Genomic DNA, 11034 nt, shown 5'->3' on the forward strand with positions numbered 1-11034 from the left:
CTTCGGCGCGGGGGTGGCGTGGAGTGCGGTGCCCAGACGCGTGGGGAGAAGATGCCCTGCCCGGGCCGCATGACCGGCGTCTTGTAGATCTGCGTGGTCTCGCCGAGCATCTCCGACACGAATCCCGAGGTTTCCAGGTCGTTGATCTGGATGAACAGCTTGATCTGCGAGCCCGAGACCGTGGTGATGCGGGTGTTGCGGCCATAGAGTTCGTCGAGCTGAGCGATGTCCTGCATAATAATCGCCATGCGGAAGCCATAGCCGGCGGAGATCGTGATTTTCGAGATCAGCGAGTCCATCCGCCCGACATGGTAGAACTCATCGAGCATGAGCAGGACCTGATGCGGTTCGTCGGGCCCTGGGATTTTTTCCATCAGCAGGTCGTGGATCTGCTGGAACAGGATGCGGATCAGCGGCCGGAAGATCGCGAGCTCCGCGATGGTGCAGCCGATGAAGATGGTCATCGGGTAGCGGCGCAATGCGCGGATGTCGAAGTCGGAGGTCTCGGTCGCGGCCGAAATCAGTCCGTTGTTCCACAGGCTCATCGCCATGTTGACGTTGAACACGGCGCTGTTGCGGGTTTCCGGCTCGAGCGCGATGTACTGGTTGAAGCTGTCGACGACCCAGGTCGGCAGATGCTCACTTTCAGTCTTCACGATCGCCCGCAGGACGGTCGAGATGTCCTTGCCGGTCGTCGTCATGCGCGCAACGCTGCGCATGTGCTGTGCGGCGGCCGTTAGCGGCGACGAGAGTACGTACCCGATCAGCGCCGAGAGCAGCAGGCGCCCTGCCCCAGCCCAAGTGTCGTCGGCCTTTTCGGGAATGACAAAGCTCGGGACGACACGGAAGTCCGTTGCCATACGCTCGTCGCGGCGCACGAAATCGAGCGGATTGTAGCGATGGGTATCGGGTGAGCCCGGCGAGAACATGAAGACCTTGTTGCCCTGCTGCTGCCGGTGGCTGGCGAGGGCTTCGAAATTCTCGCGCTTTGGATCGAAGAACACGGCCGAGCCCTGCCAGAGATAGCCGTTCGGAAGCACAAAGCCGGTGCCTTTACCCGATCGGGACGGTCCGACGACGAGGATATGGGCCGGCTCGTCCGAGCGGATTGTGACGCCGTTCAGCATGCCGAGAATGATGCCTCTTTTGGCGGTAAGGCCCTGTTTCGCGGCCTCCATGAAGGTTCCGAAGCGGGCCGCGCCAAACGGCATCTGCCGACGATTGATCAGCCCGATGACGACGAGGCCGACGCCGAGCGCAACGACGGCGCCGGCAGCATAGCCGGCACGGATCAGCGCCTCGGTGCGGGTCGGCGGAAAGATCAGCCGCTCATGGAAGTGCCGCCAGGCGATGAAGACGAAATCAGAGGAGCGGTCGGCGTTCTGCATCCGAATCAAGGCCCAACGCTGCGATCCTTCGCTCGGAAACCGCGACGGCGCCCAGCGCAGGCCGACAACCACCTCATAGGCGAGGCCCCAGAGCAGCCAGAAGGCAATCAGCGCCAGGATGGCAATGCCGATCCTATAGACGACGATGCGCGCCATGGCCCCCCTCCTCTCCCTGGCGCTCCTTGGGCCATTCCCCCATCCGCGCGAAATAAACCGCCGACGTGCCGCGCCAGCCGCCGATCTTGGTCTGCTGGATCACGATCGGCAGGACCGACTTGATGTAGGCGATAATCTCCTCGCGCTTCAGGCCGAGCCCGGCCTGCATCACCATGAGTGCGAGCTGCTCGAAGGCGCCGGCGGGGCTGTCGGCATGAACCGTGGTGATGCTGCCGGGATGGCCGGTGTTGATCGCACGGAGAAAGGAATAGGCCTCCGCGCCGCGGATCTCGCCGAGGAAGATCCGGTCAGGGCGCAGGCGCAGCGACGCTTGCAGCAGCATCTCGACGGTGACGCGCGCCTCTCCCTGGTCGCCTTTCGAGGCGATCAGCGGCAGATAGTTCTGCTGGATCGGCCTGACCTCGCGGGTATCCTCGATGGTGATGATCCGCTCGTCGGCCGGGACCTCTTTGAGGATCGCGTTGAGGAAGGTGGTCTTGCCTGAGCTGGTGCCGCCGGAGAGCAGGATCGAATACCGACTGACCACGGCGAGCTTAATGAAATCCTCGATCCGTCCTGCATCGAGATGCTCGCAGAGCGCCCGGTCGGCTTCGGTCAGAAACCCCTCCCCGGCCGTCTCCACCTGCTTGAACGAGCCGAGCTTGCGGTAATCGTCGAGTCGCATCTTCCTTGATCACCTGCTTGCGGATGGCGAAGGCACCGCCAGCTGTAGTCGCCGGCGGAATGACGCCCTGGAAGCGTTCGCCAGTCGGAAGTGCCGCTGACAACAGCGGGTGCTCCTCGTTGACACTCTGCCCGGAATGGCCGGCGATGCGCTCGGCGAGATGGCGGATCGCCTGCTCGGTCAGTTGCGGAACGTCGTGGCGCTCCATCGCGGATTGGCCGAAGCGCTCGACCCAGATCACGCCCGGGCCATTGGCGCAGATCTCGACGACCTGGTCGTCGTCCAGCCAAGGCCGCAGTGGCGAAAGCGCGCGGTCAAGGAAGACCGTGAGGTTTCTGGATGGTGCGCTCACGCCTGAGCTCCCGCAGCGCCTCCTTCACCGGATCGGGGTAAAGGGACGAGAAATCGAGATCCCGCCGGACGAAGACGATGATCCGGATACCCTGGTCGAGATGGATCGTCGGCGGGATGCTGATCGAATTCTTGAGCGCCTCCTGTGCGATGTTGGTCAAGGTTTGCGAGACATTCTGGGCGGCGATCTGCCTCGCCTGCAGGGAGAGCTGGTTCTGCCCGACGCCGGTCTGGGTCTGCGTGACCGCGCCAGTGACGGGGTCGGTCGTGGTGATGACCGTGCCATTGCCGGTGCTGTCGTAGTTCTGGCCGAAGCCGCTGAGGAACTGCGCGGCGCCGCCGACGAGGGACAGCATGATCGCCGCGCCGAAGCGCTCAAGATAATGGTTGTCGACGGTGCCGGCGCTGCCGGCCCGGCCGAGATCGTCGGTGCCGTTCGAACCGAGCTGGATCGAGACGCCGTCGGAACGCAGCAATCGTGTCCAGACGACGAAGACACGGGTCTGGCCGCGGGTCAGGCCGGATTTGTACTCGCCGACGAGCCGGCTGCCGGCCGGGATCAGTATGCGTCGGCCGTCGAACGACCAGACATTTTCGGTGACGACGGCGCGCACCATGCCGGGCAGGTCGCTCTGGACGGCGGTCTCCAGCACGCCGCGGATCAGCGTGCCCTGGGCGACCAACGCATCGATCCGATTGTTCCTGGTCGCGCGCGAGATATCGACGCCGGCGGCCGACACCGAGGCGAGGAAGCGGCGATTGGGATCATCGTCTGCGGCCGTCGCGGTTCCGGATGAGCTCTCAAGATTCCCGGCACCGGCGGCTGTCGCACTATTGTCCGAGATCACCTGCGGGGCGCGCAGACGCTCCCATTTGCGGCGTTCCTCTTCCGCCAGCCGCTGGCGTTCGAGCTCGGCCAGACGGCGCGCCTCGTCGTCGTTAGCCGCTGCGGTCGGGAGGGGAGGTTCGGGCGCGGGCGGCGGCTGGATCGTCTGGGGCGGTGGTGGCGGAGGAGCCGGCGGTTCGACCGGCGCTTGCGGGATGACGATCGTGCCCTGGTCGGTCTGGGGCCGCGGCGTCGACAGCGACGGCGCCGGAAACTGCGTCGTCGTAAACTCCTCCTTGTCTGGCGTGGTCATGATGGTCGGGCGCTGACTGGTCGTGCGATAGAGCAGCCAGCCGGCGACGACGAGCGCTCCAGCCGGAATGCCGACCGTAAGCAGGCGGCCGAGCACGGTGCGGCCGCGGGCGACCGAGGTCGCGGCCGCGGCCTCCAGCTCGAAAGCGCGATAGTCGTCAGCGCTCGGCATCGCTTCTCCTCATTTGCCGGTGGCGCCGATGCGCTGCGGCGCGTAGGGCTCGAGCCCCGTGGGCTCGTGCAGGTTGGTGCGGCGGCGGTTGAAAATGCAGGTCGCATCCTGGCCATTGCGCAGCGTCCACTGCGCCGCGACCTTGTCGACGACGACATAAGGGCCTTCCGTCCGGAAATTAACCAGGCTCTCGTTGCGGTCGCCGTCGACGATGTAGATCGCCGGCGTCTCGCCTTCGAAGCGGAACCAGGTCTTGGTCCCGTCGTCGAACACCGTCATCGGCTTGTTGGCCGAGGCGCCCTTATAGCCATAGTCGCTATTGGCGTTGGCGATGTTGAGGGCCTTGAGATTGGGATGGGCCGCGCGATCTTTGGCGGTCGCGAGCAGACGCGCATCGGCCTCGTCATCCGGGAAGCGGAAGCGCACGGCGTAGGTCTGGTCCTGTGCGGGGTGCGTGTTCGAGCGCAGCAGGAAGACATAGACGCGCCTGGTGGTGACGACATTGAGGTTCGACTGGGCGTTCTTCTCGACCGGCTTGACGAAGATGATGTCGCCCTTGCGGTTGGGCTCGACCTTCCAGGCGATCGCGTCGCCAAGCGCCAGCGTCTCGATCTTTTCATCCGACTGAAGCTGGATCATCGTCGAGGTGCCGTAGCTCGCGTCGATCGCCGTGACATTGTCGCGGTTATAGGTGACGTCACGGATCCGGGCGTCGATCCGGCCAGGCCGCGGCGTCGCCTCGGCGAAGGCTGCGGAAATCGTCAGAGCTGAGATCGCGAGGCCGAGCAGAGTGCGCCGCATCACGGCTGGCTCCCTGCCGTGCCCGGTGACGGAGCCGTCTCCTGGTCGCGGCGATATTCGAGTGCCTGGAATCCGAGCGGATTGTCGAAGCGCCATTGGTTGCGCATCGGTGTCGCGGTGTAGCGGAAGCGCACGAGCGAGACCCAGTGCCGGGTCAGGATGTTAGTCGCCGATTTCTGATCGGTCGAGAAGCGCACCAGGGCCGTGCGGTTGTTCGGGAAGGTCACCGATTTGATGGTGACGGCGACCTCAGTGTTCGAGCCGAACAGCTTGACCGGATTGTTCGGGTTCGCCGGCGAATAGATCTCGGTGAGTTCGCGCGAGGCGTCGCCGGCCGAGAGCAGCTGGGCGAGGTCGAAATTGTCCTTGAGTGCACGCGGATCATAGGTCTCGCGCGCCTTGATATAGCGCACGACGCTGAACATGGTGACGGCTTCGTCCTGCGTCAGCGCGCCCTCGGCCATCGGACGCTTGACCTCGACGAAGCCCGTCGTCTTGTCGACCACGACCATATAGGGCTCGTAGGTCTTGAGCGGCACGAGCAAGGCAAGCAGCCCGAGCGCGACGACGGCAACGACGGTCATCACCGCGGCGACGATCCAGGCGAGGGCCCGTGAATTCCGACTACGGCGGGCGAGATCATGTTCCCAGGTCGCGCCCTCGGCGTAATAGCGCGGATCGACCCGAGGTGTTTCCGATGTGGTGACCTCGCTCATGACCGCCCTCCCCGCTCGCCGGTTCCGGGCGCGGCAGCCTGATTGCGAATCTGGTCGGCGAGCCGGCGGAATTCGGGGGTCTCGGCCCAGGAGCCGGCGCGCAAGCCGACGCGGGCCCGCTGACGGGCGGTGAGTTCCTCGCGCCGCGACAGCGAGGCCGGTCTGAACGGATTGCGCAGATCGAGCCGGGTCCGGTTGGCGGCGAGGCCAAGGCGATAGCCTGTCGCGGACGCGAGCACGGCGCCGATCCGCGGCGTGTGGACAGGAACGCCGCCGGCGATCGCCGCGGCGACGTTGTTGATCTGAGCGAGCAGCAGAATGCCGATGATGGCGAGCAGAACGACCGGACCGATCGTCGCCCAGGTCGCGGATTTGCTGCCGGCGACGCCGTTCAGCGCATCGATCGATTGCTGGATCAGCGAGACGTAGAAGGCGAGGAAGGCATAGACGAGGATCTGCACCACGAAATACTGCGCGATCGCGCCGAGCCAGCCGCTGAAGAAGCGGCTCGTCACGCCGAACAGCAGCAGGATGATGAAGACCGGCGCGAGCGCGAGCAGCAGCCACATGAACATCTTCGAGAGGATGATCAGGAAGATCGCGAAGCCGATCAGGATCGCCATCGCGACATAGAAGACGGCGGCGAAGATATAAGGTCCCCAATTGGTGATGCCGGCATTCTGCAGGAAGGCTTCGGTGACGCTGTTCGTCGTGTCCCACATGTTCTGCAGGGCATTCTGGACGCCGTTGACCGAGGTGAGGTTCGCCGAGGTGCCGGTATTGTTGGCGGTGGTGACGACGCTGAGCAGAGCGTTGCCGATGGCTGAGGGGCCGCGGTTCATCGCGTCGTAGACGAGGGTCTGGAAGTCGCTCCAGCTCGTCGCCCACGCGTAGATCAGGCAGGCCCGAAACAGCCGGAAGGCGTGGTCGGCCGGGCCGCCAGTCGCCGTCCCCTGCCAGATGCCGACGCCCCAGAAGATCACGTAGAGCGTGAGCAGAAGGCCGGCGACGCTGGTGGCGCCGCCAGAGGTCGCGGCGTTCGCCAAAGCCTGGTAGGCGCTCGAGACGTAAGTCTCGCCGATCTGATCGACAGATTGCAGGAGCGTGGTGACGCTGAAGGACTTGGCCATCGTCGTCCTCAGATTGGCCGCATCGGGCCGCAGGGCGTCAGCGATGTAAACGCCGCCGGAGGCAGTGATGGGTCGCCCTCGCGGGATGCGATCGAGGCCGCGTCCTCGTCGGCAGAGCACGGCGCCTTCAGCGGCTTGTAGGCGCAGCCGCCGAGAAGGCCTGCGAGCAGCGCGAGGGTCGTCAGCCTACGCGCGAGGGTCACGGCACCGGCGCCTTCGGCTGTGTGAAGGTATGGCGCGGGACGCTGCCCTTGCTGCATCGTCCGAACTTTGCTCGGTATCGGGTGTTGCCGGGCGTTTCGACGGGGCTGCCGAAGAGCCGATCGCGGCCGCGACGAAGGCGACGACCAATCCGCCAAGACACCACAGCACGATCTTGCCGGTATCGGGCCCTCATTGGGTGAACTTCATGGCGCGGGCCGCTGCCGATTCCGCTGCGAGGCGATCGAGATTGGCTTGGTTCGCTGCCGCTGCCGCGGTGTTCACCGTGCCGGTGAGCTCATTGATCGTCTGGCCGGTCTGGACCTGAACCTGGGTGTTCTGGTCGACGCTGCCCTTGAGATCCTGGGCCTGCCCGATCTGCTGGCCCCCTTGCGTGAAAGCCTGCGAGCGCTGCTTCACTGCGCCTTGCGTGGAATCGATCAGGCCCGACAGGGTCGCCGCGACGTTCACGGAGTTCTTGTAGGCGGTGTCGACCGGATGGGTCTTGCCGCTCACCATCCCGGTGATGGTCTGTACGAGCTGCAGCCCGTTGATCAGGGTCGAGACGATATTCTGCGATCCGGAGCCCATGCCGGCGAAGGAGAGCGTCCCGCCCGAGATCACCGAGCCGAGCGAGGGGGCCGACCCCACGGAGAAGCCACCGCCCAGTGCCATCTGCGCAAGCGAGCCTTGCGCCTGAGACGAGCGATCCCCGGTGACGGCGGCCAGCGTCTTTTGCGTGAACTGCATGATTTGCTGGTCGGCAGTGAGGATCTGCCGTGTCGTCGAAGCGATTTCCTGGGCCTTGATGAGGTTGGCATCGTCACGGGTCGGGACCTGCGCGAAGACCGAACTGGTAATCGCGATCGCAAGGCCTGAGAGCAGCAAGCGGAGGCGCATCGATCTCTCCCTTATCGGTGGCTGGCGGCAGTGGCCGCGTTCTGGGTCTGCTCGAGGAAGAACAGGACGTTGCCAGCGGTATCGACGTAGCGCGGCGTGACACAGGCCGGATCGCCTGAGGTGCCGGCTTCCGGCGACGGACAGTTCGACGTGGAGCGACAGGGATCGAGCGCGGTCCCTGAACCGGCCGTGCCAGCGGGACAGACCGTTCCCGTTGACGCCGGGTGGTTGGCACTACCTGCCCGCATCCCACCGGCGGCACGGCTTCCGTCGCCGATGCGCGCGAGATTGAGGGCATTCAGCGCCGTCACCCATAAATTCGTGGAGTTGATCGCCTCGTTCCAGGCGAGGTTGTTCTGGATCCGGGCCGAGCTGTTCGCATCAAGGGCCGCCATCACCGTGTCAGTCGCGCCGACCTGCTGCCCCGTCGTGCGAAAGCCATTCTGCGCCGCCTGCAGGGTCGAACGGCTGGCATCGAGACCGCCGACGACGTTGCCAGCGGACTGGAAGAGCGTCTGGTCGTTGAGAGCCGCGCCCTTCGCACCGGCAGTGGGCGTGACGGAACTCTCTGGGCTGTAGGCCTGAATCTTGCGGGCACCGTCACCGCTCTGCGGCTGCACGGTCGGGTTGGTGACGTTGGCCTTCTTGCCCGTCGTCACGGCGCATTTGACGCCCTTATTAGTCTCCTTGCGCTGACTCCTGATCGGAACGAGCTTGACCGTCGTCCCGGCGGTCTCCGATTGCTTCGTCAGTAGGGCGGCGTCGTTGACGGGGACATTGGCAAGCGTCGGCGGCACGCCGAGCAAGGTGATCATCGTGACGATGAGGTGCGTCCGTTTCATGATGCCTCCCTCCCGAGGAAGATCGGCAGCCAGATTGTAGGGTCGTCACCCACGCGGGCGCGCAGCGCGTCGAGCTCGGCCACCGTCTCGGTCCGGCCGGACAAGACCTTGATGAGATCGGGCATGCCGGCGAGGTTCAACCGTGCCACCACGCTGTCGCGCCCGTGCTTGATCAGGAAGGAGCGGCTTTCCGGGGCGGTCGAACGAATCCACGCGACCTCGCGGCCGGACAGACGGAAGGCCTGGGCGTAGCTGTCGTCGTCGGCCTTGGGGTTCGGGAAGAAGATGTTGGTGCTGGTCTGTTCGATCAGCGTGTTCGACGATCTCGAGCGAACGATATCGGCCGCCGATTGCGTGCCGAAGCCGATGATGCCGTTCTGCTTGCGGATCGTCTTCAGCTTGTCGCGGATGAAGGAGGCGAAGACATCGTCGTCGAGCAGGCGCCAGCCCTCGTCGAGGAAGATCATGACCGGATCGCCGGTCAAAAGCTCCTCGGTCCGATGGAAGATGTACATCAGCGCCGCGGTGCGGATGACCGGATCGTCGAGCACCCGCGTCATGTCGAAGCCGAACACGCTCGAGATCGAGAACCGGTCCTCGTCATTGTCGAACAGCCAGCCGCGCTGGTCGGCCCGCATCCAGCTTTCGAGCCGGGCGAGCAGATCCCCTTCCCCTGCCCGAATGCGGCCGCGCAGCAGGGTCGAGAAGGCTTTCAGCGTCCGCCCTTCGGGCCCGGCACCGAGCGAGGCCGCGATCGCGTTGCGGATCACCTGCTCCTCGGAGGCCGAGAGCTCGCCGCCATTCGCCGGCCGCAGCATGAAGGCGAAGAGCTCGAACAGGAATTCGCGGTTGGGGGCTGTGTCGGGCAGCGAGAGCGGGTTGAAGCCGGTCGCCTCGCCCGGGACGAGTGTTTCGTATTGGCCGCCGAGCGCGCGGATAAAGATCTCGGCGCCGCGGTCCTTGTCGACGAAGACGAGCTTTGGCCGCGGTTCGATCCGCTGGGTCTGCGCCGCGATGAAGGACAGGAACACCGTCTTGCCCGAGCCCGTCGGGCCGACCACGGTGAAATTGCCGATGTCCCGGATATGGTGGTTGTAATAATAGGCCGTCTGCGAGGTCGTCTCGAAGACCGAGATCGCCGGTCCCCAATGATTGCCAGCTGGCCGGCCGCTCGGATAGTTGTGCAGGGAGGTCAGTCCCGCAAAATTCTTCGACGAGAGGATCGACTTGCGCGCGATATAGGCGAAATTCCCTGGAAGCTGGGCCCAGAAGGCCGGCTCGCAATTGAGGTCCTCGCGCACCCAGATGACCGAGCGATCGGTGAGTGCAGCCCCAATCGCCGTGACTGCCGCGCCGACCTCGGCAAGATCGCGACCAAGGCACATCACGGTCATGTGGTGCTCGCCATAGATCGCCTCGGAGGCGAGGAGCTCGTCGCGCGCTGCGTCGAGATGCTCGGCGACGATCGAGCCGGCTTCGTCCGACATGTCGACCTGGCGGGAGACGCGCTCGATCTGCTTGGCCGCCTCCGGCCGGTCGACGATCGCAAAGCTCTGCGTCGCGATGAACTCGTGCGGGACCCGCAGGAGATTGTCGAAGGAGCCGGGGCCCGTTTGGGCCGGGTATTCCCGGATCGAGACCATCGCGCCAAAGCGCGTGTCGGCGGGGCCGGCGCCACGGAGCTCGATCGCGTTGCGGCCGAAGAAGATGCGCTTCATTGCCAGCGCATCCGCCAGATCCATGCGCGGCAGATGCATCGGCCGCGGCTGGCCGCCGTTCAGCAACTGGACCAGGAATTCCAGCGGTTCGGAGAACCAGACGTCGCCGCGATTGACGACGCCGAGCTGCCGGATTCCGTATCCCGAGAGGTTCGCGCGGACGGCGGTCGCGATATCGCGCAGCTCGGTGAGCGCTGTTTGCTGTGCGACCGACGCGCCCGCCTCGTCCGTGCGGCCGAGCAGCTTCGCCATCATGAATTCGAAGGTGCCGGCCTGGCCCTGTAGCGGCCGGCGAACGATCGTAAGGTACAGATCGTTGACGAACATCCGCCGTTTCGATAGCGCCGCGTTGTAGCGTTCGTCGAGCTCCCGGCAGAACGGATTGTCGAAGCTGGAGTCGATCCGGGGCTGAATCTCGCGCCGCACGATATGCGAGACGAGTGCGAAGCGAGAATTCGCCAAGGTGCGGACGACACCGTTGAGGCCGAGCAGGCGCGCATTGACCTCGCTGATATCGGAGGTTTCGAAGGAATAGCCTTCGAGCTTGAAGACGGTCAGCATCAACCCGTTAAGCGTGCGGATGACGTGATCGTCGACATGTCGCGTGTAGGGTACATGTGAGCTGACCGGCCGCTCGCGTCGCGAGACCGCCCCGAAAGTCAGCTCGTCGAGAAGGTGGCGGGCGACCATCTTGCTCTAAACGCGATAACTGTCGGCACCACAAAAGGAGAGCGCGCGCGGCGGGCACACGGCGGGCCTGACGACAAGGGTCTCTGAAACACCGCGCACACCTCACGCCCTGCCGAACAGGAACCGAACAGAAGGTATCACACACA

General features: G+C 65.0%; 10 protein-coding genes and 1 pseudogene. 1 reads left to right on the forward strand and 10 read right to left on the reverse strand.

The genetic code is table 11. The annotated features are described in order from the left end of the window. A partial coding sequence (locus B6S44_RS28825; RefSeq protein WP_129160450.1) for a type IV secretory system conjugative DNA transfer family protein occupies positions 1 to 1544 on the reverse strand: 1544 nt, incomplete at its 3' end. After that, positions 1522 to 2470: pseudogene (virB11, locus tag B6S44_RS28830) on the reverse strand (P-type DNA transfer ATPase VirB11). The gene B6S44_RS28825 and the pseudogene virB11, both read right to left, overlap by 23 nt. On the opposite strand from virB11, the gene B6S44_RS30000 reads away from it, so the two are divergent. Further along, entirely contained in the window at positions 2366 to 2587 is a 222-nt protein-coding gene (locus B6S44_RS30000) for a hypothetical protein (RefSeq protein WP_248309816.1), read from the forward strand. The pseudogene virB11 and the gene B6S44_RS30000 sit on opposite strands and share 105 nt — an antisense overlap. Here B6S44_RS30000 and virB10 read toward each other — a convergent pair. The 8 genes from virB10 to B6S44_RS28870 all read right to left on the reverse strand — a co-directional run bounded on the left by virB10 (position 2544) and on the right by B6S44_RS28870 (position 10888). Next, positions 2544 to 3890 (reverse strand): type IV secretion system protein VirB10, encoded by a 1347-nt coding sequence (gene virB10, locus B6S44_RS28835; RefSeq protein WP_129160451.1) that lies wholly within the window; start codon positions 3888 to 3890, stop codon positions 2544 to 2546. The two genes, B6S44_RS30000 and virB10, sit on opposite strands and share 44 nt — an antisense overlap. Before the next feature lie 9 nt (positions 3891 to 3899). Further along, entirely contained in the window at positions 3900 to 4691 is a 792-nt protein-coding gene (gene virB9 / locus B6S44_RS28840) for a P-type conjugative transfer protein VirB9 (protein ID WP_129160458.1), read from the reverse strand. Next, positions 4691 to 5407 (reverse strand): VirB8 family type IV secretion system protein, encoded by a 717-nt coding sequence (locus tag B6S44_RS28845; RefSeq protein ID WP_129160452.1) that lies wholly within the window; start codon positions 5405 to 5407, stop codon positions 4691 to 4693. The genes virB9 and B6S44_RS28845 overlap by 1 nt, the downstream gene beginning before the upstream one ends. Then, a complete protein-coding gene (locus tag B6S44_RS28850) occupies positions 5404 to 6537 on the reverse strand; it encodes a TrbL/VirB6 family protein (RefSeq protein ID WP_129160453.1) in 1134 nt (377 codons plus the stop codon). Before B6S44_RS28850 ends, B6S44_RS28845 begins: the two co-directional genes overlap by 4 nt. Before the next feature lie 8 nt (positions 6538 to 6545). Next, positions 6546 to 6740: a hypothetical protein gene (locus B6S44_RS28855; RefSeq protein WP_129160454.1), complete on the reverse strand. Its 195-nt coding sequence runs from the start codon at positions 6738 to 6740 to the stop codon at positions 6546 to 6548. Positions 6741 to 6930: 190 nt separating this feature from the next. Continuing rightward, on the reverse strand, positions 6931 to 7638 hold the full coding sequence (locus tag B6S44_RS28860; RefSeq protein ID WP_129160455.1) for a type IV secretion system protein: 708 nt from the start codon (positions 7636 to 7638) through the stop codon (positions 6931 to 6933). A gap of 11 nt (positions 7639 to 7649) precedes the next feature. Further along, positions 7650 to 8453, reverse strand: a complete 804-nt coding sequence (locus B6S44_RS28865) for a hypothetical protein (RefSeq protein ID WP_129160456.1) — start codon at positions 8451 to 8453, stop codon at positions 7650 to 7652. Between the two features lie 23 nt (positions 8454 to 8476). Beyond that, the gene (locus B6S44_RS28870) at positions 8477 to 10888 is read right to left on the reverse strand and encodes a VirB4 family type IV secretion/conjugal transfer ATPase (RefSeq protein WP_129160457.1); all 2412 of its coding nucleotides are present in this window, start codon (positions 10886 to 10888) and stop codon (positions 8477 to 8479) included. Positions 10889 to 11034 lie beyond the last annotated feature (146 nt).

Source organism: Allobosea sp. Tri-44 (assembly GCF_004123845.1).
Lineage (GTDB): Bacteria > Pseudomonadota > Alphaproteobacteria > Rhizobiales > Beijerinckiaceae > Allobosea.

What these genes read in the sequence shown, in the direction of transcription:
- B6S44_RS30000 (WP_248309816.1), top strand. Translation starts at nt 2,366, where the DNA reads ATGGCCGGCGATGCGCTCGGCGAGATGGCGGATCGCCTGCTCGGTCAG.
- virB10 (WP_129160451.1), bottom strand. Translation starts at nt 3,890, where the DNA reads ATGCCGAGCGCTGACGACTATCGCGCTTTCGAGCTGGAGGCCGCGGCC.
- virB9 (WP_129160458.1), bottom strand. Translation starts at nt 4,691, where the DNA reads ATGCGGCGCACTCTGCTCGGCCTCGCGATCTCAGCTCTGACGATTTCC.
- B6S44_RS28845 (WP_129160452.1), bottom strand. Translation starts at nt 5,407, where the DNA reads ATGAGCGAGGTCACCACATCGGAAACACCTCGGGTCGATCCGCGCTAT.
- B6S44_RS28850 (WP_129160453.1), bottom strand. Translation starts at nt 6,537, where the DNA reads ATGGCCAAGTCCTTCAGCGTCACCACGCTCCTGCAATCTGTCGATCAG.
- B6S44_RS28860 (WP_129160455.1), bottom strand. Translation starts at nt 7,638, where the DNA reads ATGCGCCTCCGCTTGCTGCTCTCAGGCCTTGCGATCGCGATTACCAGT.
- B6S44_RS28865 (WP_129160456.1), bottom strand. Translation starts at nt 8,453, where the DNA reads ATGATCACCTTGCTCGGCGTGCCGCCGACGCTTGCCAATGTCCCCGTC.
- B6S44_RS28870 (WP_129160457.1), bottom strand. Translation starts at nt 10,888, where the DNA reads ATGGTCGCCCGCCACCTTCTCGACGAGCTGACTTTCGGGGCGGTCTCG.